Source organism: Pantoea sp. B_9, assembly GCF_008632015.1.
In the GTDB taxonomy this organism is placed as follows: Bacteria; Pseudomonadota; Gammaproteobacteria; order Enterobacterales; family Enterobacteriaceae; genus Pantoea; species Pantoea dispersa.
The window spans coordinates 188,996-215,265 of the sequence record NZ_VWVL01000006.1; the positions used below are offsets into that span (position 1 = coordinate 188,996).

Sequence of the window (26,270 nt, forward strand, 5' to 3'; positions counted from 1 at the left end):
GGAATGCGGATCGCAGGATCAAATTTCGCCTGCCTGCGCCGCCAGGGAACATGCTACTCTGCCGCTTTCAGAGTGCAGGAGAGCCAGCCGTGATACGTTTTGCCATTGTGGGAACCAACTGGATCACCCGCCAGTTTATCGACGCCGCGCACGAGAGCGGCAAAATGAAACTGAGCGCCGTCTATTCACGCAGTCAGCAGCAGGCCGACGCCTTTGTCGCGGATTATCCCTGTCCGCTGACCTTTACCTCACTGGAGGCGCTGGCGGCAAGTGCGGAAATCGACGCGGTGTATATCGCCAGCCCCAATGCGCTGCACTGTGAGCAGGCACTGCTGTTCATGTCGCACGGCAAACACGTCATCTGCGAAAAACCGCTGGCCTCTAACCTGCGTGAAGCTGAGGCGATGATTGCCTGTGCGCGTCAGCATCAGGTGGTGCTGTTTGAGGCGTTCAAAACCGCCAGTCTGCCGACGTTCCTGCGCCTGCAACAGGCGCTGCCGCAGCTGGGCACGCTGCGCAAAGCGCTGTTCAACTACTGTCAGTACTCGTCACGCTATCAGCGCTATCTCGACGGTGAGAACCCGAATACCTTTAACCCGCGCTGGTCCAACGGTTCGATCATGGATATTGGCTACTACTGTCTCGCGGCTGCCGTTACCCTGTGGGGCGCACCGCAGCAGGTGAAAGCTGAGGCCTCGCTGCTGGCAAGCGGCGTCGATGCGCACGGCGTGGTAGTGCTGGACTACGGCGATTTCGACGTCACGCTGCTGCACTCGAAAGTCAGTGATTCCCTGATTCCCAGCGAAATCCAGGGCGAAGCCGGCTCGCTGGTGATAGAGAAAATTTCCGAGTGCCAGCAGCTGCGCCTGATTCCGCGCGGCGGCGAGAGCCAGAACCTGACGCAGCCACAGCACATCAATACTATGCTGTATGAAGCAGAGACCTTTGCCCGGCTGGTGGAAACGCGCCAGGTGGAGCACCCTGCGCTGGAGGTGTCACGCATTACCGCCCGGTTGCTGACAGAGATTCGTCGCCAGACCGGCGTGGTGTTTCCGGCGGATCGGAAAGAAGTGTAAATATTGCAAAATATTACAGTTCCCCCATTGAATCTGCTCGCGGTTGCACGTATGTTGGCCGCAGCAAAGGGGAGTAACTTGTAAGCTGACCGATCGTCATTACGATGCGTAGCGCATCCGGTCGTCAGGCAACCCGGAATTGATTCTGTGTTGTAAGTGAGACCTTGCCGGAAGGCGAGGTTTGCTTGCAGCTCTATAAAGCGGCTGACGTCTTCTGACTCAGCCGTTTTTTCATTTTCAGGACAGGATACGACTATGCACTCTGTAGGCACACCGTTACTCTGGGGCAGCTTCGCTGTCGTCGTGCTCATCATGCTGGCGATCGATCTCTTCTTACAGGGACGACGCGGCGCACAAACCATGTCATTCAAACAGGCTGCCGTCTGGTCGCTGGTATGGATCTCCGTTTCTCTGCTGTTTGCCGCCGCGTTCTGGTGGTATCTCGACGGCAGCGCCGGGCGCGAAGTGGCAACCGCGCAAACCCTGGCTTTCCTGACGGGTTACGTACTGGAAAAAGCGCTGGCGGTCGATAACGTCTTCGTCTGGCTGATGCTGTTCAGCTACTTCGCCATTCCGTCTAATCTTCAGCGCCGCGTGCTGATTTACGGCGTGCTGGGCGCGATTGTGCTGCGTACCATCATGATCTTTGCCGGCAGCTGGCTGGTCACACAGTTCAGCTGGATCCTCTACATCTTCGGCGCATTCCTGCTGTTCACCGGCATCAAAATGGCCTTCGCTAAAGAGGGCGATGACGCTGCCGTCGGCGATAAGCCGGTGGTGCGCTGGCTGCGTAAGCATCTGCGCATGGCCGATGAACTGCATGGCGAAAAGTTCTTCACCCGCAAAAACGGCGTGCTGTTTGCCACACCGCTGCTGCTGGTGCTGATTATGGTGGAGCTGAGCGATGTAATTTTCGCTGTCGACAGTATTCCGGCTATTTTTGCCGTCACTACCGACCCGTTCATCGTGCTGACCTCTAACCTGTTCGCCATCCTTGGCCTGCGCGCTATGTACTTCCTGCTGGCCAACGTGGCAGATCGCTTCTCGATGCTGAAGTACGGTCTGGCGATCGTGCTGGTGTTTATCGGTATCAAGATGCTGATCGTCGAGTTCTATCACATTCCGGTGGCGATCTCGCTGACGGTGGTCGGCGTAATTCTCGGCGGTACGCTGCTAATTAACGCCTGGGTAAACCACAGAAACGACCAGAAAGGCATCTCACGATAATCTTCTGCAGGGGCGCTAATCGCCCCTGCTTTGTTTCGCCAGCGCCAACCTTCGCGTTTCATATCTCTGTCACACTTCCTGTCATCAGCAGATCAAAAAACCGATCTGGCGCGCACCGGCAGAATTATCTCTTTTCTCGTCAGCTCTTTTCCTTATACTCCGCCGGGCAAACCGTTTGGCGCGGAGCAACCGCGCACAACACTCATACCGCGATAAAAAGACCGTAATATGCTAAATAATCTTCTTCGACCGCTGGGTGCGCTGTTCTCAGGAAGCCTGGTAAAACAAATCATGATCGGCCTGATTGCCGGCGTGGCGCTGGCGTGGCTTTCACGCGATGCCGCGCTGGCCGTGGGCCTGCTGGGTGAACTGTTCGTGCGCGCGCTGAAAGCCGTGGCACCGCTGCTGGTACTGGTGCTGGTGATCTCTTCCATTGCCAACCATCAGCAGGGGCAAAAAACCAATATTCGCCCGATCATCATGCTGTACCTGCTCAGTACCTTCTTCGCGGCGGTGGTCGCGGTGATTTTCAGCCATTTGTTCCCGCAGACGCTGTCGATGGACGTCGGCGCGACCGAAATTACCCCGCCGTCCGGCATCACCGAAGTGCTGCAAGGCCTGCTGATGAGCATGGTCGCTAATCCGATTGAAGCGCTGATGAACGCCAACTACATTGGCATTCTGGTGTGGGCGATTGGTCTTGGCCTGGCGTTTCGTCATGCCAGCCCGAGCAGTAAAGCCTTCCTGAATGACGCGTCGAATGCCGCGACCTGGGTGGTGCGCTGTGTGATTCGCTGCGCGCCGCTGGGCATTTTTGGCCTGGTGGCATCGATTCTGGCCTCAACCGGCTTCGGCGCGCTGTGGCAATATGCCCACCTGCTGACGTTGCTGATTGGCTGCATGCTGATTATGGCGCTGGTGGTCAACCCGATGCTGGTATTTCAGAAAATCCGTCGCAATCCTTATCCGCTGGTGTTTACCTGCCTGCGCGAAAGCGGCGTAACGGCGTTCTTTACCCGCAGCTCGGCCGCGAATATTCCGGTCAACATGGCGCTGGCCAAACGCCTGAATCTGGATGAAGACACTTATTCGGTATCGATTCCGCTCGGCGCGACCATCAGCATGGCGGGCGCGTCAATCACCATTACCGTACTGACGCTGGCTGCGGTGCACACGCTGGGTATTGCCGTGGACGTGCCCACCGCTATTCTGCTGAGCCTTGTCGCCTCGCTGTGTGCCTGTGGCGCGTCCGGCGTGGCGGGCGGTTCACTGCTGCTGATTCCGGTTGCCTGCAACATGTTTGGCATTCCTAACGATCTGGCGATGCAGGTGGTTGCGGTCGGTTTTATCATCGGCGTACTGCAGGATTCCGCCGAAACCGCACTCAACTCCTCGACCGACATTCTGTTTACCGCCGCCGTATGTCAGGCAGAAGCGGAACGTCAGCCGCGTACCGCCGGTTAACCCGTGCCGCGGCACCCACCGGTGCCGCGCTTTAACCGCTGCCGCTTTAAAGCGTCACGCCACTCTTAAAGATTGCCAGCTCGCGGAAATCATTAGCTTCATTGCGCGCCGGCTGGCCGTTCGCAATCGCCACAATAGTCTCAACAAACTCCGCCAGCAGCGTCTCCATGCTGGTACCCTCCAGCAGTCGTCCGGCATTGAAATCAATCCAGTGCGGCTTTTTCTCCGCCAGCGGCGTATTGGTGGCGATTTTCACGGTGGGCACAAAGCCGCCATACGGCGTGCCGCGTCCGGTGGTAAACAGCACCATATGGCAGCCGGCTCCGGCCAGCGCGCTGGTGGCGACCGCATCGTTACCGGGCGCGCTGAGCAAATTGAGCCCCGGCGTGCGCAGCCGCTCACCGTATTTCAGCACATCCACCACCTGACTCTGCCCGGCTTTTTGCGTACAGCCCAGCGACTTCTCCTCCAGCGTGGTGATGCCGCCCGCCTTGTTGCCCGGCGATGGATTTTCATAAATCGGCTGCTGATGATCGATAAAGTAGCGCTTGAAGTCGTTAATCATCGCCACCGTTTTGTCGAAAATCGCCGCATCACGGCAGCGGCTCATCAGGATGCGCTCGGCACCAAACATCTCCGGCACTTCGGTCAGCACCGTGGTGCCGCCGTTGGCGATCATCTGGTCAGAGAAACAGCCGAGCAGCGGATTGGCGGTGATGCCGGAAAAGCCGTCCGAGCCACCGCATTCGAGACCAAACTTCAGCTCGCTCAGTTTGCCCGGCTGGCGACGGTCGTGACGCATCACGTTGTACAGCGCATGCAACCGCTGCAGGCCGGCTTCCACTTCATCATCCTGCTGCTGACACTCCATAAACTGCACACGTTCGCTGTCAAAGCCGCCCAGCGTGTCGCGAAAGATATCGACCTGATTGTTTTCGCAGCCGAGTCCAATCACCAGCACCGCGCCGGCATTGGGATGACGCACCATATTTTGCAGCATGGTGCGGGTATTTTCGTGATCCTGCCCCAGCTGTGAACAGCCGAAGGGATGGCTGAACAGGTGCACGCCGTCGATGCCGGCCGCGTCGTCACTCTCCCGGAGGAAGCGTGACACAATCTGCCGGGCGATGCCGTTCACGCAGCCGACGGTCGGCAAAATCCACAGCTCGTTACGAATGCCAACCTCACCCGTGGCGCGACGATAGATCTGTACCTCACGATCCGCCGCCTGCGGTGGCAGCGTAAGGTGTTCCGGCTGATAGTGATAGTCATCGACATCGCTCAGATTGGTGCGCGCGTTGCTGGAGTGAATCAGCTCGCCGACGGCGATCGGCTGAGTGGCATGGGCAATCGGCAACCCATACTTAATCACCTGCTCGCCACTGTTGAGCGGTTGCAGCGCAAACTTGTGGCCGCGCCCGATATCCTGCTGCAGCGTAATCCGCTGTTCTGCGACGATAACCTGGGTGCCGGCCGCCAGATCCTGCAGCGCGACGGCGACGTTGTCGCGTGAATGTATTTTGATTGCCTGTTGCATCGCGTTATCTCAGTTGGCTAAGGGCCGTCCGCATGCCGTGGACGAGAATGTTGTGCAGCTGCTGGCTGACCGCCGTAACCAGACCGGGCCGCTGGGTTAAATCTTCGCCCCAGTGCTGCGCGTCGCTCAGTACGTCGCTCACCAGCTGCTGCGGGGTGAGTTGATCGGTGAGGACCGCCGGCCACAGTCGGGCAAAACGCTGCAGCCAGTACGCGTCATCCTGCAGTGGCCACTGCCGGTCATCCTGCTGGCCGCGATAAAACGCCAGCAGCGCGGCAAAGGCAAAGATGAGGCGCGGCGGCCAGTCGCCACCCTGCTGCTGCGCCTGCAACAGCGCCGGCAGCAGGCGCGTGCGGAATTTGGTCATGCCGTTGAGCGCAATCGCCAGCAGCGCATGGTGAATAAACGGATTGCGAAAGCGGCGCTGCACCGCATCGGCAAAGGCGTGCAGCTCGGCGCGCGGCAAATCCAGCGTCGGAATCACCTCTTCGCGCAGCAGCGCATCGACAAAAGCGGCCAGCTGCGCATCGTTCATGGCCTCACCCACGCTCGCCAGCCCGGCCTGAAACGCCACCGGCACCAGCGCAGTATGCGCCCCGTTGAGGATCGCCACCTTCTGCGCTTTGTACGGCGTGATGTCATCCACCCGCCTGACGGCAGGCGCCAGCGCCGTCAGCTGCAGCTCATGCATCAGCGCATTCGGTCCCTGAAGCACCAGCTGGTAATAGCGCTCCCCGGCCACCAGATAGCGGTCGTCATAGCCCAGTTGGGCTGCAATCTGTGCGCCATCCGGCGGATAGCCGCTGACAATGCGATCCACCAGCGTGTTGTAAAAGGCGCAGTGCTGCGTCACCCACTGCATAAAGGCCGCTGGCAGCCGCCACTGCTGGCAGTAACGCAGCACTAACGCGCGCAGCGTATCGCCGTTATGGTCGATCAGCTCACACGGCACGATCAGCCAGCCTTTATCGGCGGCACCGGCAAAGTGCTGATAACGCGCCCACAAAAGCTGCGTCAGTTTGCCGGGAAACGACGACGCGGGTTGATCCTCCAGCCGATCCTGTTCGGCATACGCGATGCCGGCCTCGGTGGTGTTGGAGAACACAAAACGCATCTGCGGCGCGCGTGCCAGAGCCAGGAATTCATCGAACTGCTGATAAGGCTGGATTTCACGATTAAGGCTGCGGATCAGCCGGGTTTCACTGAGCGGTTGCCCCGCTTCATTCAGGCCGCGCAGCAGCGTGGTGTAGAGGCCATCCTGCTGATTGAGCGTCTCCGTCTGCATCCGGTTGCGCGGTCGCACCACCACCACGCCGGCATCGGTGCCCTGATGTTCATTGAGCCAGTCGAGCTGCCAGTCGATAAAGGCACGCAAAAAGTTGCCTTCGCCGAACTGGATCACGCGTTCGCTATAGCGTGCGCCGGGGAAATCGCGGCGGTTGAGTCGCAACATGTCGCTTCCTTGAAGATGAAATCGGTCAGCTAATGCGCAAAAGTTATCATACCAATTTCAGCGACAGGGAGATTTGTTTGCCAACTGCGTCACATTATCCATCATTGCCCTACGGCGAAAGCCGGCGTGCCGCTTATTTCCATCAACTTAAATATATGTATATTCTATTAATTAAAGATAAAACCTGAGCAGGCGCACAGGTTCTTAACTTACCAGATGGTATAACAGCTTCAGCGCTTTGCGACATCGCAGGGTAAGTGGTATAACAACTTACCGTCTTTCACAGAACCGAAAAATCATGGACCTGAACGAATCCCGCCGCCTCTACCAGCAACTCGCCAGCGAACTCAAGCAGCGCATCGAAGCGGGCAGTTATGCCGTGGGGGCAAAGTTACCGGCAGAGCGGATGATTGCGGAGGCGCACCAGGTGAGCCGCACCGTGGTGCGGGAAGCGATCATCATGCTGGAGGTGGAAGGCTACGTCGAGGTGCGCAAAGGGTCCGGCATTCATGTGATCAGCGACCAGCCACAACCGCGCGACAGCGCCGCCGATCAGCTGGAGTTTGCCAGCTATGGCCCCTTTGAACTGCTGCAGGCGCGCCAGCTGATTGAGAGCAATGTCGCCGAATTTGCCGCCACGCAGATCCGTCCACAGGACATCGTGGCGCTGCTGGCGATTCAGGAAAAAGCCCGGCAGGAAGATCACGCGCGCGATTCGACATGGGATATGGAGTTTCACGTGCGCATTGCGCAGGCCACCCAAAACAGCGCGCTGGCTGCTATCGTAGAGAAAATGTGGCGGCACCGGCTGCATAATCCTTACTGGCTCAAGCTGCACGAGCACATTGACGCACGCCATATCACCAGTTGGTGCGACGATCACGATCAGATTTTAAAAGCGCTAATGCGCAAAGATCCCGCCGCCAGCAAACTGGCGATGTGGCAGCATCTGGAAAATACTAAACAGATGCTGTTCGACGCCACCGCCGATGATTTCGAATTCAACGTCGACCGCTACATGTTCGCAGAAAATCCGGTGATCCTGCCCTGAAGCCGCAATGGCAGAAACGCTGCATTTTCAGGCTAAAAAGTCAGTTAATCTGCAATAGTGTCAGCTCGTGTAAAGCTCCTTTTGACCATCTGCGTCAAAAGGTAAAACTCCTGTGCGACCGCGACTTTACACTGTCTGAATCCCGCGATTTTTGTTACAGTTATCGCCCTTTTCTTACCCTTTGCGACAGGGCTATAAAAAGTCGCTGATTTAACAATCAATTCTGGATGGATCCGGAAATCCTGCTCAGGTGGCATACCTAAAATGTATAACTTAACCCGCCTGCGCCTAAGCCCCTCACGGGCACGTTTAACAATGATGTTCAGGAATGATTGATGGATATTTTGCAAGCATTGCTGCATGCCCTGTGGCAGCAGGATTACGAAATGCTCTCCGACCCCACGCTGGTGTGGGCGATTTATGGCGTGTTGTTCATGATTCTGTTTCTCGAAAATGGCCTGCTGCCCGCCGCGTTTCTGCCCGGTGATAGTCTGCTGATTCTGGTCGGCGTGCTGATCGCGAAAGGCACCATGAGCTTCCCGCTCACCCTGCTGGTGCTGACCACCGGCGCCAGCCTCGGCTGCTGGGTCAGTTACATTCAGGGCCGCTGGCTTGGTAATACGCCGACGGTGCAGAAATGGCTCTCCCATCTGCCCGCGCAGTATCATCAGCGCGCCCACAGTCTGTTCCATCGCCACGGCTTGTCTGCGCTGCTGATTGGCCGCTTTATCGCTTTTGTCCGTACCCTGCTGCCAACCATTGCCGGCCTCTCTGGCCTGAGCAATGCCCGCTTCCAGTTCTTTAACTGGATGAGCGGCTTCCTGTGGGTGCTGATTCTTACCGTGCTCGGCTTTGCGCTGGGGAAAACACCCATTTTCCGCCGCTATGAAGATGAGCTGATGTTCTGCCTGATGCTGCTGCCGCTGGTGCTGCTGGTCATCGGTCTGGTGGGTTCACTGGTAGTGCTGTGGCGTAAACGTCAGGCGGGTCAGAACGGGAAGTCACAGTAATGACAGGGTTGCGTAATTTCCCCAGGCGTTTACTCCCCTGGCTGTGCGCTGGCGTGCTGGCGCTGCTGGCTATCGGCATTGTGCCCAAACTGATGCAGCATGAAACGGTGGTGAAGATCCGCGTGGCACACAGCGGCACCAATCTGCCGGACGGCTTTTATCTCTACCAGCAGCTTTCGGCGCAGGGCGTGCGGATTAAAAGCATTACCTCGGCAGGCGATGCGCTGGTTATTCATTTTGAGAATGAAGAGCAGAGCCTGGCCGCGCAGAAAGTACTGCGCCGCCTGCTGCCACAGGGCTTTGTCGTGGCAGCGGGTCCGCAGGCGTCACAGCAGGTGGTGGACGCTAATCGCCCCACCTATAGCTGATCCCCGCCGTCGGGTTCACCGCCCGGCGGCACCTCAATCCTCGCTATCCCCGCGTGTTTTTTGAATTTTTTCGTCTGCTGTCTATTCTTAAGTAAGCGCGAGCAGACGACAAGCTGGGATGCCCCTCCTGTCCGGTTTGCGACAGGTCGTCAACAATGGAAGGTAAAAACCTGATGAAACAACAACTACTGCTGGGTGCGATTCTTTTCTCTCTCTCGGGTTCACTGCTGGCAGCGGAATCGCTGTGTCAGCAAAAACAGCAGGATATTCAGCGCGAAATTGAGATGGCGAAACAGCACGACAACCAGCGCCGGGTCACCGGACTGGAACGCGCGCTGACTGAAGTCCGCGCCAACTGCACTGACGAGAAACTGAAATCCGCCCACGCTGAACGCATTGAAGCCCAGCAGCATAAAGTGGCTGAGCGCGAGCACGAACTGCAGCAGGATCGCCAGGAAGGCAAAGACCAGGAGAAGATTGGTAAGCGCGAACGGAAGCTGGAAGAGGCACGCCAGGAGCTGAAAAAGCTGCAGGCCGAGCCTTATTAATCGGACTTAAATAAATGATGTAATGGAGAACACCATGGCTAAAGACACCACATCTGAACATCTGCGTGCGGAACTGAAAAACCTTGCCGACACCCTGGAAGAAGTGCTGAGCAGCTCGGCTGACAAGTCGAAAAGCGAGCTGGATAAACTGCGTCACAAAGCACGCGGTGCCATTGAGAGTTCACGCGAGCGGCTGGGCGAATCCGGCGAACGCATCGCGCAGACCACGCGTGAAGCGGCGGAAAAAGCGGACGTCTACGTGCGTGAAAATCCGTGGCACGGCGTGGGTATCGGCGCAGCAGTCGGCGTGCTGATCGGCATCCTGATTTCACGTCGTTGATATGAGCGAGAATCAGAGCCACGGCCCAGGCAAAGGGGTCTTCAATGTAGGTCAGCGCGTGGTGACAACGCTGGTTGGCATGGTCGAGACACGCGTGCGGCTGGCCGTTGCCGAGCTGGAAGAGGAAAAGGCCAATCTGATCCAAATGCTGATCATGATAGGTCTGACCATGCTGTTTACCGCTTTCGGATTGATGAGCCTGATGGTGCTGATTATCTGGGCGGTGGATGCGCAGTACCGGCTGATGGCGATTGCCATCACCACCGGCGTGCTATTTGCGCTGGCGCTGATTTTTGGTTTATGGACGTTGCGTAAATCCCGGCAGTCCACGCTGTTGCGCCATACGCGCAAAGAGCTGGACACCGATCGCACCTTACTCGAGGAGCATCGCTCATGAGTCAGCGTGAACGTGAAGCACGCATTCATGAATTGCTTAATCAGGTACAGCAGCAGCGGCTGGATCTCAGCGCTGCCCGCCGCGACTGGCTGGAAAGCACCGCGCAGTACGATCGCGGCTGGCTGACGTTTCTCAGCCTGCGCCGCTATCTGGCGATTGGCAGCAGCGCGCTCGCCATCTGGTCGATCCGCAGCCCCAACCGCATCATGCGCTGGGCCAAACGCGGACTCGGCCTGTGGAGCACCTGGCGCATGATCAAATCGGCGATGCCGCCACGCTAACTTCCTCACTTTAAACCGGATCGAAAAGGTTCGGTTTTCCTCCTTCAGAATTCCTGAATAACATCGACAGTTTATCTCGCTTACAACTATTGCTGCGCGCGACTATCATCTCCCTCCATCAGCCCGACGAACTGTTTAACGCGGTTTAGCGGGAAAATAACCCGGCAGGCCAACAACCTGCGCCAAAAACCTTGTTGGAGTAAATGATGAAAAAATTCGAAGACTCAGGCCTGCTGCTGGCACGCGTATTAATGACCATCCTGTTTATTACTGCCGGCTGGGGCAAAATCACCGCTTATGCGGGCACCGCACAGTACATGCAGGCGATGGGCGTGCCCGGCTTCCTGCTGCCGCTGGTGATTCTGCTGGAACTGGGCGGTGGTCTGGCGATTCTGTTCGGTTTCCTGACGCGCTTCACCGCGCTGTTCACCGCCGGCTTCACGCTGCTGACCGCGTTCCTGTTCCACAGTAACTTTGCGGAAGGCGTTAACCAGCTGATGTTCATGAAAAACCTGTCCATCGCCGGTGGTTTCCTGGTGCTGGGTCTGGTGGGTCCGGGCGCCTACAGCATTGACCGCCTGATTCGTCAGCGCTTTATGCCAGCAACCGCACGCTAAGCACACAAGCCGTGCAACAGCACATATACTGAATAGCAGGGGCGGGGATTTTCCTCGCCCCGTTTTTTTATGGAGGGCTTATGGGACAACTGATTGACGGTGTCTGGCATGACACCTGGTACGATACGAAGTCAACCGGTGGCCGCTTCAAACGCACAGAAGCAGTCTGGCGTAACTGGATCACAGCAGACGGCAGCGCCGGGCCAACCGGGAAAGCCGGCTTTGCCGCCGAGCGCGATCGTTACCATTTATACGTTTCGCTGGCCTGCCCGTGGGCGCATCGCACCCTGCTGATGCGTCAGCTGAAGGGGTTAGAAGAGATGATTTCGGTGTCAGTGGTGCACCCGCTGATGCTGGAGAACGGCTGGACCTTCGACGATGACTTCCCCGCCGCGACCGGCGATTCGCTGTATCAAAACGAATTCCTCTATCAGCTCTATCTGCATGCCGATCCGCAGTACAGCGGGCGCGTGACCGTGCCGGTGTTGTGGGATAAAAAGCAGCACACGATTGTCAGTAATGAATCCGCCGATATCATCCGTATGTTCAACAGCGCCTTCGACGCGCAGGGCGCTCGCGCCGGCGATTACTACCCGCCCGAGCTGCGTGACAAGATCGACGAACTCAACGGCTGGATTTATAATACCGTCAATAATGGCGTCTACAAAAGCGGATTTGCCACGTCACAGTCGGCCTATGATGAAGCCGTAACCGCGCTGTTCCATTCTCTGGCACGGCTGGAGCAGATTCTGGGTCAGCATCGCTATCTGACCGGCGATCGCCTCACCGAAGCCGATCTGCGCCTGTGGACCACGCTGGTGCGCTTTGACCCGGTCTACGTGACCCACTTTAAGTGCGATCGTCATCGCATCAGCGATTACCGTAACCTGAACGGCTTCCTGCGCGATATTTATCAGATGCCGGGCATTGCCGATACGGTGAACCTGCCGCACATCCGCCATCACTACTACTGCAGCCACAAGACCATCAATCCGAACGGCGTTATTTCGCTGGGACCGGCTTTTGACTGGGATGAGCCGCACGGCCGCGGTTAACGGCTGGCTTACGCATGCCTGCCCTTCTCTCCCGCCATTGGGAAAGGAAGGCAGGCAGTATCGCGCTGCCTCAGGCAAATTTAATCAACACCATCCCGGCCAGCAGCAGTGCCACGCCCAGCCAGCCGCGGGTGTTCAGGCGTTGCCCGAACAGAATCCAGCCTGCCGCTACGGTAGCCACCAGACCGAAACCGCCCCACAAGGCGTAGGCCACCGAGAGATCGATCCCCTTCACTGCCTGCGACAGGGCGCTAAATGCCGCCAGGACAGCCACCAGCGATACCACGCCATACAGCGGACGACGGAAGCCGTTGGCGTATTTCAGCGCGATGTTCGCCACAATTTCCAGCACGATGGCCAGCGCCAGCCAGGCCAGATGCACGACGTTAAGCGAGGTCATGACGCAGCTCCTTACGGCTGAATGTCCCCGCTTTGATCAGCGCGATACCCGCGATCAGCGTGATCAAACCCGCCGCCTTCATCACCGACAGCGCCTCGTCAAACAGCATCACGCTGAACAGGGTGATAAACAGAATACCCACGCCTTCCCACATGGCATAAGCCACGCCAAGGGCAATACGTTTAACGGCAAAGGTGAGGAAGATGTATGACAGAGCGATCATCAACAGCATAAAAATATAGCCGGCGCTGCCGCCATTAACGCTGGCCCATTTCATTGACACGGTGCCCGTAATTTCGGCAGCAATCGCTAACGCTAATAAAATCCAGTACAGCATGATTTCTCTCCTGTGAGAAATAAACGCCATCCACGCGCAAACAGCAGCGTGATAGCTGAAAAAGATAAAAAGCCAGGAAGGAGAGAAAAAACTACAGCGCGAAGCGCCAGTGCCGATCGCTCAGTGAGCAGGAGAAAACGCAGGTGGGTGAAGAGGTTAATACGTAAAGTGTAACGAAATGGTTATCCATGATTTTACAACTTATCCACGTTGTTGCTTTTCCCGGTGTGGATGAAAAATTGTCCTCAGTAGTTGAACACGCGCCTATTCTGGCACAGAGAAAAGAATATTTTTGCGGATTTGCGTTTCTTTACGCAGGGAAAGGGGGGTTTTGTGTGGTTTTATCTGGCTTCGTGCGGTTTTCTGCCCTCACCCTAACCCTCTCCCACGGGGAGAGGGAATAGTTGAGTGCGGTGTTGGAGGCCTAATACTCAACTCGTCACACGCACAATCGGTCCCTTCTCCCGCTTGCGGGAGAAGGTTAGGATGAGGGACAGCACGCACCACACCCCCAAAAACAAAACGCCCGCAGATTCTCACCTGCGGGCGCTCATTAAAAAAGTCGAAACTGACCGATAAGCCGGGTTCTGTCGTGGACAGTCATTCATCTAGGCCAGCAATCGCTCACTGGCTCAAGCAGCCTACCCGGGTTCAGTACGGGCCGTACCATGTGAACCCCTATTTGGCCTTGCTCCGGGTGGAGTTTACCGTGCCACGGACTGTTGCCAGCCGCGCGGTGCGCTCTTACCGCACCCTTTCACCCTTACCTGATCCCATTACTGGGCCATCGGCGGTTTGCTCTCTGTTGCACTGGTCGTAGGCTTGCGCCCCCCAGGCGTTACCTGGCACCCTGCCCTATGGAGCCCGGACTTTCCTCCCCTCTGCCCGTCTCCCCCGAAAGGGACGACGACAAAGCGGCGACTGTCTGGTCAGCTTCGGCGCGGGATAATAGGCGATCCGCCCGCGTTTGTCACGCCTCTTGCTGCTCCAGCGCGTACTTGTACAGGGCGTTTTTCTTAACTCCATGAATTTCCGCCGTCAGCGCCGCCGCCTTTTTCAGCGGCAGCTCAGCCTGCAGCAGCGCCAGCGTGCGCAGCGCCTCTGCCGGCAGCGTCTCTTCATCCGCTTTATGGCCTTCGACAATCAGCACCATCTCGCCCTTGCGGCGATTCTCATCCGCCTGCACCCACGCCAGCAATTCACCGACCGGCGCACCGTACAATGACTCCCAGGTTTTGGTCAGCTCTCGTGCCAGCACCACGTAGCGCGCCGCGCCCCATACGCTGACCATATCCTGTAGCGTATCCAGCACGCGATGGGTCGATTCGTAGAAAATCAGCGTGCGCGGCTCGTCACTCAGTGCACGCAGCGCATCGCAACGCCCTTTACTTTTGGCCGGCAGAAACCCTTCGTAACAGAAACGATCGGACGGTAATCCCGCCGCGCTCAATGCTGTGATCGCCGCGCAGGCACCGGGCAACGGCACCACACGCACCCCGGCCTCGCGGCAACGACGCACCAGATGGTAGCCCGGATCGTTGATTAACGGCGTGCCCGCATCGGAAACCAGCGCAATGCTCTGGCCCTCCTGCAGCTTCGCTAACAGCACGTCGGCCTTCTGCTGTTCGTTGTGGTCGTGAAGTGCGAACAGTCGCGCATTGATGGCGAAATGTTGTAGCAACAGCCCGGTATGACGTGTATCTTCCGCAGCGACCAGATCGACGCTCGCAAGCACCGTCAGCGCACGCTGCGTGATATCACCCAGGTTACCGATCGGGGTAGGAACGATATAGAGCGTGCTGGCAGAAATCTCTGCCCGATCGAGTTGTTTCATTGTTTCATCCGAATTGCCGATTTAATATTGAGCATCTTGAAAAAAACATCACTGGATACAGTATGCTTCCTTCGAAAGTCGTACGTCATAAAGCAGGACGCCTGGTCCCTGTTTTGCTCGCGGGCCTGATTCTGGCCGCCTGTAGCGGCCAGGGACCGCAGCAAACTTCAAGCGTAAACGTGCAGGGTCCTGCCACGGGCCGCTCTGACTATTATCTGCAGCAGGTGCAGCAAAGCAGCGATGATAGCAAGACCGACTGGCAATTACTTGCCATCCGTGCCCTGCTGAAGGAAGGAAAGTATCCGCAGGCGCAAAATCAGCTCGGTCAGCTGCCACAGCAGCTCTCTGACGTGCAACAGCAGGAACTGCTGCTGCTGCGCGCCCAGCTGCAAATTGCCCGGCAGGATTTCAACGGTGCTCAGCAGCTGCTGGGACAGATAAAAGCCGCTGACCTGTCGCAGGATCAGCAGGTGCGCTACTACGCGCTGCAGATTGCTGCTGCGCAAAATCGTCCGTCGCTCGCGCTGCTGCGCGCCTATATTGCTCAGGAACCGCTGCTGAAAGGCGCCGATCACCAGAACAATATTGACGCCACCTGGCAGGCGCTGACCCAGCTTACCCAGGATCAGCTCAACAGCGTGGTGATCAACGCCGACGAAAATACGCTGCAGGGCTGGCTCGACCTGCTGAATACCTGGCACGCCAACAGCCAGGATGCCCAGATGCTGAAAGCCGCCATTAGCGACTGGCAGACGCGCTATCCGCAAAACCCCGGCGCGAAAACCCTGCCGACCCAGCTCAGCCAGGTGCAGAACTTCACTAAAGCCTCGACCAGCACAATCGCGCTGCTGCTGCCGCTTAATGGTCAGGCGCAGGTGTTCGCCAGTGCCATCCAGAAAGGCTTTAACGATGCGAAAAACGGTGTGCTGACTGCGCCGGCGGCACCTGCCGCACCGGCCAGCAGCGATGCCAGCGCCTCCACGCAGCAGCCCGCCAGCACGGCAACGCCTGCCAATGGCGATGCCAACGCGGTAGTCAGTCCGGCGACCGCGGCCATCACGCCGTCAGACAGCGTACAGCCGCAGCAGCCCGCCGCACAGCCAGCTGTCGCGCAGCCTGCCAGCAGCGCCCAGGTGAAAGTGTATGACACCAGCAGCCAGCCGATTGCTCAGGTGATGCAGCAGGCGCAGCAGGATGGTGCCACCCTGGTGGTCGGTCCGCTGCTGAAAAATAACGTGGAACAGGTCGCCAACAGCCAGACACCGCTGAACGTGCTGGCGCTCAACGAGCCAGAGCAGATCCAGAACCATCCGAATATTTGCTATTTTGCGCTTTCTCCTGAAGACGAAGCGCGTGATGCCGCGCACCATATCTGGGATCAGGGCAAACGCCAGCCGTTGCTGCTGATGCCGCGCAGCAGCTATGGCGACCGCGTGGGCAAAGCGTTTGCGCAGGAGTGGCAGAAGCTGGGCGGCGCAACCGTGCTGCAACAGCGTTTCGGCGGTGTGGGCGAGCTGAAACAGGGCATCAACAGCGGCGCCGGTATTGCACTGAGCGGCACGCCATTGACGGTACAGCCGGACCAGCCGCAGGGCGTGGCGGTCGCCGGTCTGACGATTCCGGCACCGCAGACCAGCGCTCCGGCACCTGAGAGCGCCAGCAGCAGCGGCAGCGTTGATGCGGTTTACATTATTGCCACTCAGGACGAACTGCAGCTGATTAAGCCGATGATTGCCATGCGCACCAGCAGCCGCAATAACATCGCCCTGTATGCCAGCTCGCGCAGTGCGCAGGCCGGTGCCGGTCCGGACTTCCGGCTGGAGATGGATGGCCTGCAGTTCAGCGATATTCCGCTGCTGTCCGGTGCCAATCCAGGCCTGATGCAGCAGGCGGCGCGCAGTTTTAACAACGACTATTCGCTGGTACGCCTCTACGCGATGGGCATTGATGCCTGGACGCTGGCGAACCAGTTTAACCAGATGCGTCAGGTACCGGGCTTCGCCATTGATGGCAACACCGGCAAGCTGAGCGCCGACACGGATTGCGTGATCAACAGGAAGTTGGCATGGAACCAGTATCGTCAGGGACAAATCGTTCCGGTGCAGTAAACCGCCAGCGCCTCGGCGCTGAGCAGGAGCAGCAGGCGCGTCGCTACCTTGAGCGCGCCGGACTGCAGTGGGAAGCCAGCAATGTGCGCTGCCGCAGCGGGGAAATCGACCTGATTATGCGCGACGCGGATTGCTGGGTGTTTGTTGAAGTGCGCTATCGGCGCGATGCACGTTTTGGCGGCGCGGCTGCCAGCGTGACGCGCCAGAAACAACAAAAGCTGCTGCGTACCGCTGCGCTGTGGTTGCTGGCACGCGGCGGCAGTTTTGATACGGTGAATTGCCGTTTTGACATCATCGCCATCACCGGGCGCGAACTGGTGTGGCTGGCCGATGCCTTTCGTGCGGATGGATAGAACCAGGTGGTCTTGTGCAGGACAGAATTAAAGCGTGTTTTACCGAAAGTATTCAGACGCAAATCGCCGCAGCCGAAGCGCTGCCAGATGCGATTTCCCGCGCCGCGATGACGCTGGTGCAGTCATTGCTTAACGGCAACAAAATCCTCAGCTGCGGTAACGGCGCTTCGGCGGCTAACGCCCAGCATTTTGCCGCCAGCATGATTAACCGTTTTGAGACTGAGCGTCCCAGCCTGCCGGCGCTGGCGCTGAGTGCGGACAATGTGATGCTGACGGCAATCGGTAACGACCGTCTGCACGACGAAATTTATGCCAAGCAGGTTCGTGCGCTTGGACAGGCCGGCGACGTTCTGCTGGCCATCTCCACCCGTGGCAACACCCGCGATATTGTTAAAGCGGTGGAAGCTGCGGTTACCCGCGATATGACTATCGTCGCGCTGACCGGCCATGACGGCGGTGAGCTGGCGGGCCTGCTCGGTCCGCACGATGTGGAAATTCGCATTCCGTCACATCGCAGCGCACGCATTCAGGAGATGCATATGCTGACGCTGAACTGCCTGTGCGATTTGATTGATAACACCTTGTTCCCACACCAGGAATGACTGAAGGAGCTCAAATGAAAGCATTGAACGCTATCGCCATTCTGTTAACCGCCATGCTGCTGCAGGGCTGCGTGGCGGTTGTCGCCGGCGGCGCTGCGGTCGCCACCAAAACCGCCACCGACCCGCGTACCGTGGGCACGCAGGTTGATGACGGCACGCTGGAGCTGCGCGTCACTAACGCGCTGGCAAAAGATGAGCAGATCAAAAATCAGGCGCGCGTGGTCGTGACTGCGTATCAGGGCAAAGTACTGCTGACCGGTCAGGCACCGTCAGCCGATCTCGCCAGCCGGGCGAAACAGATCGCCATGGGCGTTGATGGCGCGACAGAGGTGTATAACGAGATTCGCACCGGGCAGAAAGTGAGCCTCGGCACGTCTTCGTCGGATACGTGGATCACCACCAAAATCCGCTCGCAGCTGCTGGGCAGCGATCAGGTGAAATCGTCCAACGTTAAAGTCACCACTGAGAACGGGGAAGTGTTCCTGCTGGGTCTGGTAACGCAGGAAGAAGCGAAGGCAGCAGCGGATATCGCCAGCCGTGTCAGCGGTGTGAAGCACGTCACCACCGCCTTTACCATTCTGAAATAATGCCACAGGCGGCCAGCAGGGCCGCCTTTTTTACACCGGAATATCAATCACCAGCGCACGCAGCGGCGTTTCCGCCTGCAGCGTAATCTGCGCCTCTTCACTGACAAACGCCCCATCGCCACAGCGCAGCTGCTCCTGATGCGCACTGCTGGCCCGTACCTCAAGCGCACCGTGAATCGACTGCAAATAGGCGCGCGGTCCGTGCAGCGCCAGGCTGTACTGCTCGCCCGGTGCCAGCGTGACCTGATGTACCCACACCTGCTGGCGCAGCTGCAAACTGCCGTCCGCGCCATCCGGTGACGCAATCAGCACATGGGTTTGCTGCGGCAGCGCGCGTTTTTGCAGCAGCGGATTTTCCCGTTCCGGACAGGCGGCCAGCCATAGCTGCATGCGCGTCAGTGGGCGATCCTTGCTGATATTGTGTTCGCTGTAATTGACGCCCTGGCAGGCCGACAGCAGCATCGCTTCGCCCTCGCGCGCCACCAGGTGATTGCCTTCGCTGTCGCGGTATTCGGCTTCACCCTGCAGCACCAGGTTAAGCACATCCACCTGCGGATAGGTGCGCGGCTGAAATGCCGCACCAGGTGCCAGCACTTCCTGATTCAGCACGCGCAGCGAGGCGTAGCCCATCAGCTGGGGATCAAAATAGTGGCCAAATGAGAAGCTATAGCGCGCCTGCAACCAACCGAAATCGGCCTGGCCACATGCGGACGCGCAGCGGGTTGTCATCATGCTTTACCTCCGACGCACTGCGGTGAGAATCCACCACAGGCTTTATACGTCAATGGTAAAAGGCTGGACGCCGGATTGTTAGCCAGTTAATCTGCCTGGCATATTCAAATTTACTGACAGAGAGTCGGCATGGCTAAAGAGCGCGCGTTAACCCTGGAAGCTTTACGTGTGATGGATGCTATTGACCGTCGCGGCAGCTTCGCCGCGGCGGCCGACGAGCTGGGACGCGTGCCATCGGCGCTGAGCTACACCATGCAGAAGCTGGAAGAGGAGCTGGATGTGGTGCTGTTTGACCGCTCCGGCCATCGCACGAAATTCACCAACGTCGGGCGAATGCTGCTGGAACGCGGCCGCGTGCTGCTGGAAGCCGCCGATAAACTCACCACCGATGCCGAAGCGCTGGCGCGCGGCTGGGAAACCCATCTGACCATCGTGGCCGAAGCGCTGATCCCGACCGAGCTGCTGTTCCCGCTGGTAGAGAAGCTGGCCGAGAAAGCCAATACGCAGATTTCGCTGGTCACTGAAGTGCTGGCGGGCGCGTGGGAGCGACTGGAGCAGGGCCGCGCCGACATCGTGATCGCGCCGGATTTGCATTTTCGCGCCTCCACCGAGATCAACACACGCAAGCTGTACAGCATTATGAGCGTGTATGTTGCCAGTCCGGATCACCCGATTCATCAGGAAGCCGAGCCGCTGTCCGAGGTCACGCGCGTTAAGTATCGCGGCATCGCTGTGGCGGACACCGCGCGCGAACGTCCGGTATTGACGGTGCAGCTGCTGGACAAACAGCAGCGCCTGACGGTAAGCAGCATGGATGATAAACGCCGCGCGCTGCTGGCCGGTCTCGGCGTAGCGACCATGCCCTATCCGATGGTGGAGAAAGATATCGCCGAAGGCCGCCTGCGTGTTGTCAGCGCCGAGTACACCCGTGAGGTGGATATTATTATGGCGTGGCGCCGCGATAGCATGGGTGAAGCCAAAGCCTGGTGCCTGCGTGAGATTCCGAAACTGCTGGCGAAACGCGGCTGATTTCTGGTGCTGGCGGCGTTTCGCCCTCACCCCAGCCCTCTCCCGCACGCGGGAGAGGGAGCCGTCCGGGCATGGTTTGAGGGCCAGAATTCAGTCAATTCACCGGGCGCTGAGGATCAGCGCCTGAACTCACACGCCGCTGGGTCGGTCCCCTCGCCCGCTTGCGGGAGAGGGTTAGGGTGAGGGACAAACCGCACCCATCCCCATCACAACCGGCTCAGACAATCCATCGCCACCGCTTTAAAGCTGACGAAATCAGCGCAGTCGCGCAGTCTTGTCACCGCCCTTTCGCGCAGGAAGGTGACAAACAGATCGTAAATCGCCATCGCCTCCTCGTATTCGCTCTTACTGATCGCCAGCAAAAAAATTACCGAAGCCGTCTCATCGCCCCAGCTCACGCCGTGCGGTGCCAGCACGGTATAAACCACGGTTTTTTTAGCCAGTAATCCCAGCGAGTGTGGCAGCGCGATCCCTTCGCCCAGCATGGTACTGACAATCGCTTCACGCTCTTCGACCGAAGGATAAAAATCAGCATCGACATAGCCCTCCGCCTCAAGCCGATCGCACAGCAGGCGGAACAGCGCCGACTGGCTCATCGGCCGGTCAAGCACCATGAAATGCTGCGCGTCGAAGTACTTCTCCAGCATGTAAGGCCGGGTGCGATCCACCAGCACCAGTTTGCCGAGCTGTTCCAGCTGAAACTCCGTAGGGAACGGCGACATCATCACTACCGGCTTGTTCTTCTCGCTGAGCCGCGCGGTTGAAATAACAAAATCTTCATCAATGTGCGCACGCACTTCGTAGTCACGCTGCGACAGACGCGCCGTCACCACCAGCTGCGGGTATTTGCGCAGCAGCAGCGCCTCGATCATGCGCAGCGTGGAGTTGCCGCTGTCGCAAACCAGCAACACCTGCGGGTGTCGCTGATAGCCGACATCGTAATGTCGCTCCAGCCCGACGCCGATGTGCAGCACCAGAAAGCCAATCTCGTTTTCGCTGATGGTATACGGCGTGTATTTGCCCCAGCTGGTGACGGCCGCCAGCGTTACATCGTAGGCCATCGGATAGTGCTGCTTGATGTTACTCAGCAGCGGATTGGGAATGTGGATTTGATAGCGCACGCGGGTGATCATGGTTTTGATGTGCGTGAGCAGATCGGCGCGCAGCTGCTCATCCTGCTGCAGCCGGTAGTTGTAATGGGTGTTGATGTAGTTAAGCAGGTAATCCACCAGCGCATCCGCGTCATCGGCGTTGATGGTGCTGGGGGCCAGCGCCTGAATCTGCCGCGCCGCAATATTAACGCGCAGCCAGTTCTCTTCGGCCTGCGAGATGCCTTTGCCCACCAGCGGACGCATCAGATTAACCAGATCGTGCGCCGCCTCGCGTATCTCCTCGCCGACATCCTCCGCGCCGGGATCGCTGAGCGGGAAGCCTTCGCTGATGCGACGCACCGCCACCGCGCAGTAAATCAGCAGATAGCGCTCGCCTTCATCGCTCAGCCGGATGGCATGCTGCGTGAAACACTGCGCCAGCAGCGGCTGCAGCTGCGCCAGCATGCCGCTGTGCAGCGCCTCGACCGTCAGCAGCGGGCTGTCCGGCGTCTGCTGGTCGATTTGCCACAGCAGATCGGTCAGGCAGGTGCGAATCGCCGCCTCGCTGCCAAACAGTTTCATACCGTAGCGCGGCTTGGTTTCGATGTTGAGATGATAGCGGCCCAGCCACTCGCGCACTTCCGCCATGTCGCTCTGCAGCGTGGCGCGGCTGACGAACCACTCTTCCGACAGATCTTCCAGCTTGAGCGAATACGCGGCGGTGAGAAAGCGGCTCAGCAAATAGCGCACCCGATCCTGCGAGGTGCGCGGCACCCGCAGCGGTGCCGCACTCTCCTGCTGCAGGCGGCCGAAGCGCACCGCGTCGTCGATTTTTAGCTGATAGCCAGCGCCGCGCGCCAGCACGAACTGAGCGCCGTGCTGTTCCAGCAGCGCATTGAGCGCGGTGATGTCGGTGCGCACCGTGCGCGTTGAAACGGAAAAACGCCGCGCCAGCTCATCCTGTGGCAGCGTTTCGCTTTGCAGCGCCGCGAAGAGTTGAGCTAAACGCTGATTGGGAAATCTCACGGAGCCTCACCTGTTACTCATTTGTTACAGCAGTTTCTTGCACGTTGCCAGAAGCTGACGCACATCGTCAATGCGCGTGTCGCCGCTGGCGCTATCAACAATCGAGCTGTAAACGTGCGGGATGACTTTACTGACCCCGGCCTCCAGAGCAATCCGCACGATCTCTTCGAAATTATTGAGATCGATACCGCCGGTCGGCTCCAGCCAGAAATCATGGCGCGCACAGGCGTCCGCCACCGCGCGATACTCCTCCACCGCGTTCAGGCCGCCCATCGGGAAATACTTCACCGAACTGCCGCCCATATCCTGCAGCATGGTAATCGCCGTGGCGATCGGCACAATACCGTCCGCCGCCTGCGAACTGCGCGGACCGGTGGAGATTTTCACCTTGCCCGGCGTGCCGGTTGGTGAAACCAGACCGTTCACGATAGTGTGTGGCTGTCCGAGCAGCGCGCGGCTGGTGGCCACGCCGGTGAAGACCTGATTAACGTGCTGCGGCTGCAGTTCCGCCGAGATTTCACTGACCATCGCCGACTGATTCGGGTCGCCCGCGCCCAACCCGACCGACAGCGCATTATCAATCAGCGCCGCGTACTCGCGCATATCGGCAATCGCGGCCTCATTCGAGGCGTAGTTTTTCGACAAAACGCCGACCAGCACATGCCCTTCTGCCGCCTGCCAGATCGCCTGCGCATTCTGCTTTGAACCGGCCAGCACGTTGAGGCACAGACGGCCCTGATAGAAATTGGGGTTAAGATTCATGCGCGTTTTCCTCCGCTGAGCAGCGCCTGGATGCGGCTAAAGATGATGTGCAGCTGTTCCGCGCTGACGCTGCGCACATCCGCTTCGATAATGCCTTCGTTGGCTTTATAGCCGCGGAAATAGATGGCGATGTCGCCGTTTTTCAGCGCCTGCACCAGCTCGCCGGTCGGCCAGCCCGTCACCACTTCATCAAATTTGATCTCAGCGCGGGCGATATCACGACCGGCGGCATCCCACACCACGCGTGCGCTGACGCCGTTCAGCGTGTTGAGGTTATCGATAAAGGGCGTCATCTTCGCCACCATGTCGGCACCGCTGGTTTTGCTCTGCAGCAGGTAGTTTTCAATCGCCTGAGTCAGACCGAGAATGCCCTCTTTGCCGACTTTCATCGCGCGGCCAATGCCGTTGCTCTGGCGTTTCACCCACTCGACGTACTGGCTGCGGCCAATCACCAGGCCGCTGGTTGGCCCTTCAATCGCTTTGGCACCGCTGTAGATCACCAGGTCGGCCCCCATCTGGTAATAGCACTGCAAATCCTCTTCGGCCGCCGCATCGACAATCAGCGGAATACCGTGTTTGCGCGCGACTACTGCCGCCTGTTCGACGCTGAGATGGCTTTTCTGCACACAGTGATGCGATTTGACGTACAGCAGCGCCGCGGTGGTCGGCGTGATGGCCGCCGCCAGCTGTTCTGGCGAGCACTCATTGCTGTAGCCGGCCTCAATCAGGCGTCCGCCGCCCAGCGCCACCATGCTGCCCACCGGCGCGCCGTAGTTCACGTTATGGCCTTTCGGCACCACAATGTCGTGCGGCACGCTGAGCGGCGCGGCGTGCAGGTTATCCAGCAGCCAGTCGTTATCTTTGACGATCACCGCCGCTACGCACTGGGCAATACCGGCCGAGGCGCAGGACACCACCACCGCGTTTTCGACTTCCAGCAGGCGCGCGATGTAGGCACCGGTTTTATTGACCAGATCTTTGATCTCAAAGTAGTGATTAAGGCCGTAGCTGACGGTATCCACCACGTCGGCGGACGGCGTCGACACGCCAAGAATGGTCATACGGCCGGAGGCGTTGATCACCTGTTTCAGGTCATATTTCTCATAAATCGAAGACATGATGCGCTTTCCCTTCCTCAGTCAGATGCCACTGGCCTGCGATCACCACAGCCAGCGGCAGCAAATGTTGCTCACCCGTGACCCGTTCGCCTTCAGCATCGACGAACGGGCGGGCTTCCTCTTTGACGGTAAAAATGGTCAGATCGGCGTCATAACCGGCGCTCAGATGCCCTTTGCTGGCCAGACGCAGACCCGCTGCGGCATTAACGGTGACGCAGGCGATCACCTGCGGCAGCGTCATGCCGATGGAGAAAAATTTCGACATCACGTGCGCCAGGCTGTGCACCGGGCCGTTGATGCGGTTGCGACAATAGATATCGGAGCTGATGGTGTCCGGCAGAATGCCCTGGGCAATCGCCTCGCGCGCCACTGCAAAACTGAAGCTGGCGCTGCCGTGGCCGATATCCAGCTTCACGCCGCGCGCGATCGCCTGCTTAACCGCCGCTTTCAGCTCGCCCTGCGGTGACAGAATGCGGTTCGGCTTGCCGTTGAAGCAGTGAGTGATGATGTCGCCGGAAGTGAGCAGCGCGGCGATCTCCTCCAGCACCGGCGGGTTGTTACCGATGTGCACCATCAGCGGCAGATTGCCCGCCGCCTGCTGAATAGCTTTGGCGCGCACCAGCGGCTGAATGCCGTTGTCGCCGACCACGCTGCTGCTCATGCGTGCCTTCAGGCCGACGATAAAGTCCGGGCGACGCTGTACCGCCTGCACCACCGCTTCGCCGTCGATCTGCGCCATATCGGCCAGTTCGTTCTGCGTGACGATGCCGGTGCGCGAGATGTTGATCAGCGCGCGCACTTCGGTCTTCGCGCTGCGCGTCAGCTGATAAAAGTCGTCGATGTGATCGGCACCGGTGCTGCCCGCATCCACCACGGTGGTGACCCCCTGCGCCACGCCAATCGCGTCGGCTTCGTCGTGGTAAATCGGTGATTTGGGATAGCAGTGTACGTGGCTGTCAATCCAGCCCGCGCTGACGTAGTAGCGGCCGCCGAGATCGCGCTCCTGTTGCGCTGCGCCGTCAACCTTACCGACCGCCGCGATTTTGCCGGCGTGAATCGCGATGTCCACCAGCTGTTCATCACACAGACGCGCGCGGCGCAGAATCAGATCAAACATAAAACCCCCATTTACAGAGCGCACATGCCGTAGCGGCGCAATTTATTGCGCGATAAATCGCGCCGCTACGGGATTGTGCAGCCATTTCGCGCTTACAGCGAAACCGGGAAGATAGCGCCGAGCACCATGGCACCGAGAATTGCGCCGCCGGTAATCGGCTTGTTCCACAGGTAAAACAGCAGCGCACCGACCAGCGAACCGAGGCCGATCGGAATCGACGCCGCCATGGCAGACAGAATAATCAGTGGACCAAGGAAGCGACCGGAGGCATTCCCGGCGCCCATCATTACGTCCGCGCCGTAGGTGGAATCGCTCTGGTTGATGGTGAATTTGCGCGCGAGGATAATCACGTAGCCAATCGCCACGCCAATCACCAGCCCGGTTGCCAGCGAGGCGGCAAAGTTCGCCACCGGAAACACGATACCGGCTCCCAGCAGCAGCGCTGGCACACCGAGGCCGACGCCGGTCTGAATCGCGCCGCCGATATCCAGAATCCCTACCAGCGAGCCTTCAATGATGCGCGCAAACAGGAAGCTGGCACCAAACGCCGCCACCGCGCCGTACACGCCGGTTTCCATGCCGGAGCGCAGCATCGAAACGAATGCCACTTCGTTAAAAGCACCGATGCCGTACAGGTAGTACATGTGCGTCCCGGCGAATACGCCGGAGGAGAGCAGGCCGACAAACAGCGGGAAAGACCAGTCGGCGTACCAGAACCCTTTGTTTTCGTTCTCGTTCATGCTGAAGGCT

28 protein-coding genes and 1 other RNA gene are annotated in these 26,270 nt (G+C 58.7%); 17 read left to right on the top strand and 12 right to left on the bottom strand.

All coding sequences use genetic code 11. From position 1 onward, the window contains the following. Window positions 1-89: 89 nt before the first annotated feature. From F3I21_RS17870 to sstT, 3 genes are all read left to right on the top strand, one after another. The gene (locus F3I21_RS17870) at window positions 90-1,076 is read left to right on the top strand and encodes a Gfo/Idh/MocA family protein (RefSeq protein ID WP_058776398.1); all 987 of its coding nucleotides are present in this window, start codon (window positions 90-92) and stop codon (window positions 1,074-1,076) included. Between the two features lie 255 nt (window positions 1,077-1,331). Next, a complete protein-coding gene (locus tag F3I21_RS17875; RefSeq protein ID WP_150059468.1) occupies window positions 1,332-2,303 on the top strand; it encodes a TerC family protein in 972 nt (323 codons plus the stop codon). A gap of 228 nt (window positions 2,304-2,531) precedes the next feature. Then, complete coding sequence (sstT, locus tag F3I21_RS17880; protein WP_150059469.1) at window positions 2,532-3,767, top strand: serine/threonine transporter SstT; 1,236 nt, start codon at window positions 2,532-2,534, stop codon at window positions 3,765-3,767. Window positions 3,768-3,813: 46 nt separating this feature from the next. Here sstT and F3I21_RS17885 read toward each other — a convergent pair whose 3' ends face one another. Further along, entirely contained in the window at window positions 3,814-5,304 is a 1,491-nt protein-coding gene (locus tag F3I21_RS17885; protein WP_150059470.1) for a UxaA family hydrolase, read from the bottom strand. Window positions 5,305-5,308: 4 nt separating this feature from the next. Continuing rightward, window positions 5,309-6,757 (bottom strand): tagaturonate reductase, encoded by a 1,449-nt coding sequence (locus F3I21_RS17890; protein WP_150059471.1) that lies wholly within the window; start codon window positions 6,755-6,757, stop codon window positions 5,309-5,311. Between the two features lie 298 nt (window positions 6,758-7,055). On the opposite strand from F3I21_RS17890, the gene exuR reads away from it, so the two are divergent. From exuR to F3I21_RS17935, 9 genes are all read left to right on the top strand, one after another. Then, complete coding sequence (gene exuR, locus F3I21_RS17895; RefSeq protein WP_058759846.1) at window positions 7,056-7,808, top strand: transcriptional regulator ExuR; 753 nt, start codon at window positions 7,056-7,058, stop codon at window positions 7,806-7,808. A 335-nt stretch (window positions 7,809-8,143) separates the two neighbouring features. Continuing rightward, window positions 8,144-8,818: a DedA family protein gene (locus F3I21_RS17900; RefSeq protein WP_021509705.1), complete on the top strand. Its 675-nt coding sequence runs from the start codon at window positions 8,144-8,146 to the stop codon at window positions 8,816-8,818. Then, window positions 8,818-9,186, top strand: a complete 369-nt coding sequence (gene mzrA / locus F3I21_RS17905) for an EnvZ/OmpR regulon moderator MzrA (protein ID WP_031280145.1) — start codon at window positions 8,818-8,820, stop codon at window positions 9,184-9,186. The genes F3I21_RS17900 and mzrA overlap by 1 nt, the downstream gene beginning before the upstream one ends. Before the next feature lie 173 nt (window positions 9,187-9,359). Then, window positions 9,360-9,734 (top strand): DUF1090 domain-containing protein, encoded by a 375-nt coding sequence (locus tag F3I21_RS17910; RefSeq protein WP_031280146.1) that lies wholly within the window; start codon window positions 9,360-9,362, stop codon window positions 9,732-9,734. A 34-nt stretch (window positions 9,735-9,768) separates the two neighbouring features. Further along, complete coding sequence (locus F3I21_RS17915) at window positions 9,769-10,074, top strand: YqjD family protein (protein ID WP_021509708.1); 306 nt, start codon at window positions 9,769-9,771, stop codon at window positions 10,072-10,074. Between the two features lies 1 nt (window position 10,075). Then, window positions 10,076-10,471 (top strand): phage holin family protein, encoded by a 396-nt coding sequence (locus F3I21_RS17920; protein WP_021312955.1) that lies wholly within the window; start codon window positions 10,076-10,078, stop codon window positions 10,469-10,471. After that, complete coding sequence (locus F3I21_RS17925; RefSeq protein WP_010618800.1) at window positions 10,468-10,752, top strand: YqjK-like family protein; 285 nt, start codon at window positions 10,468-10,470, stop codon at window positions 10,750-10,752. The genes F3I21_RS17920 and F3I21_RS17925 overlap by 4 nt, the downstream gene beginning before the upstream one ends. 206 nt (window positions 10,753-10,958) lie before the next feature. Further along, a complete protein-coding gene (locus F3I21_RS17930; protein WP_010618799.1) occupies window positions 10,959-11,369 on the top strand; it encodes a DoxX family protein in 411 nt (136 codons plus the stop codon). 80 nt (window positions 11,370-11,449) lie between these two features. Continuing rightward, a complete protein-coding gene (locus F3I21_RS17935) occupies window positions 11,450-12,424 on the top strand; it encodes a glutathione S-transferase family protein (protein WP_150059472.1) in 975 nt (324 codons plus the stop codon). Between the two features lie 70 nt (window positions 12,425-12,494). Here F3I21_RS17935 and mdtI read toward each other — a convergent pair whose 3' ends face one another. The 4 genes from mdtI to rsmI form a co-directional block, all read right to left on the bottom strand. Continuing rightward, on the bottom strand, window positions 12,495-12,824 hold the full coding sequence (gene mdtI / locus F3I21_RS17940; RefSeq protein ID WP_150059473.1) for a multidrug/spermidine efflux SMR transporter subunit MdtI: 330 nt from the start codon (window positions 12,822-12,824) through the stop codon (window positions 12,495-12,497). Continuing rightward, window positions 12,811-13,164, bottom strand: a complete 354-nt coding sequence (gene mdtJ / locus F3I21_RS17945) for a multidrug/spermidine efflux SMR transporter subunit MdtJ (RefSeq protein ID WP_223815719.1) — start codon at window positions 13,162-13,164, stop codon at window positions 12,811-12,813. The genes mdtI and mdtJ overlap by 14 nt, the downstream gene beginning before the upstream one ends. 557 nt (window positions 13,165-13,721) lie before the next feature. After that, an RNA gene (gene rnpB / locus F3I21_RS17950) (RNase P RNA component class A) lies at window positions 13,722-14,098 on the bottom strand. A gap of 33 nt (window positions 14,099-14,131) precedes the next feature. Beyond that, window positions 14,132-14,995, bottom strand: a complete 864-nt coding sequence (gene rsmI / locus F3I21_RS17955; protein WP_058759850.1) for a 16S rRNA (cytidine(1402)-2'-O)-methyltransferase — start codon at window positions 14,993-14,995, stop codon at window positions 14,132-14,134. A 62-nt stretch (window positions 14,996-15,057) separates the two neighbouring features. Between rsmI and F3I21_RS17960 the strand changes: the two genes are divergently transcribed. Genes F3I21_RS17960 through dolP form a run of 4 tightly spaced genes read left to right on the top strand, consistent with a single transcriptional unit; the run spans window position 15,058 to window position 18,645 of the window. Next, window positions 15,058-17,103, top strand: coding sequence for a penicillin-binding protein activator (locus tag F3I21_RS17960; RefSeq protein ID WP_150059475.1), 2,046 nt, complete (start codon window positions 15,058-15,060; stop codon window positions 17,101-17,103). Next, window positions 17,061-17,456 (top strand): YraN family protein, encoded by a 396-nt coding sequence (locus F3I21_RS17965; protein WP_021509715.1) that lies wholly within the window; start codon window positions 17,061-17,063, stop codon window positions 17,454-17,456. Before F3I21_RS17960 ends, F3I21_RS17965 begins: the two co-directional genes overlap by 43 nt. A gap of 14 nt (window positions 17,457-17,470) precedes the next feature. After that, window positions 17,471-18,058 (top strand): DnaA initiator-associating protein DiaA, encoded by a 588-nt coding sequence (diaA, locus tag F3I21_RS17970; RefSeq protein WP_021509716.1) that lies wholly within the window; start codon window positions 17,471-17,473, stop codon window positions 18,056-18,058. Window positions 18,059-18,072: 14 nt separating this feature from the next. Next, on the top strand, window positions 18,073-18,645 hold the full coding sequence (dolP, locus tag F3I21_RS17975; protein ID WP_021509717.1) for a division/outer membrane stress-associated lipid-binding lipoprotein: 573 nt from the start codon (window positions 18,073-18,075) through the stop codon (window positions 18,643-18,645). Window positions 18,646-18,675: 30 nt separating this feature from the next. Here dolP and F3I21_RS17980 read toward each other — a convergent pair whose 3' ends face one another. Beyond that, window positions 18,676-19,377, bottom strand: a complete 702-nt coding sequence (locus F3I21_RS17980; RefSeq protein WP_150059476.1) for a pirin family protein — start codon at window positions 19,375-19,377, stop codon at window positions 18,676-18,678. Window positions 19,378-19,506: 129 nt separating this feature from the next. Here F3I21_RS17980 and F3I21_RS17985 point away from each other — a divergent pair, with 129 nt between their 5' ends. Further along, window positions 19,507-20,406, top strand: a complete 900-nt coding sequence (locus F3I21_RS17985; RefSeq protein ID WP_021509719.1) for a LysR family transcriptional regulator — start codon at window positions 19,507-19,509, stop codon at window positions 20,404-20,406. A gap of 206 nt (window positions 20,407-20,612) precedes the next feature. On the opposite strand, the gene F3I21_RS17990 is transcribed toward F3I21_RS17985, so the two are convergent. From F3I21_RS17990 to F3I21_RS18010, 5 genes are all read right to left on the bottom strand, one after another. Next, complete coding sequence (locus F3I21_RS17990) at window positions 20,613-22,523, bottom strand: transcription antiterminator (RefSeq protein ID WP_021509720.1); 1,911 nt, start codon at window positions 22,521-22,523, stop codon at window positions 20,613-20,615. Between the two features lie 24 nt (window positions 22,524-22,547). Next, a complete protein-coding gene (locus tag F3I21_RS17995) occupies window positions 22,548-23,285 on the bottom strand; it encodes a KDGP aldolase family protein (protein WP_150059477.1) in 738 nt (245 codons plus the stop codon). Further along, window positions 23,282-24,403: a DgaE family pyridoxal phosphate-dependent ammonia lyase gene (locus F3I21_RS18000; protein ID WP_132464113.1), complete on the bottom strand. Its 1,122-nt coding sequence runs from the start codon at window positions 24,401-24,403 to the stop codon at window positions 23,282-23,284. Before F3I21_RS18000 ends, F3I21_RS17995 begins: the two co-directional genes overlap by 4 nt. Continuing rightward, window positions 24,387-25,520, bottom strand: a complete 1,134-nt coding sequence (locus F3I21_RS18005) for an amidohydrolase/deacetylase family metallohydrolase (RefSeq protein WP_150059478.1) — start codon at window positions 25,518-25,520, stop codon at window positions 24,387-24,389. The genes F3I21_RS18000 and F3I21_RS18005 overlap by 17 nt, the downstream gene beginning before the upstream one ends. A gap of 92 nt (window positions 25,521-25,612) precedes the next feature. Beyond that, window positions 25,613-26,260: a DUF4310 family protein gene (locus F3I21_RS18010; RefSeq protein WP_021509724.1), complete on the bottom strand. Its 648-nt coding sequence runs from the start codon at window positions 26,258-26,260 to the stop codon at window positions 25,613-25,615. Between the last annotated feature and the right edge of the window lie 10 nt (window positions 26,261-26,270).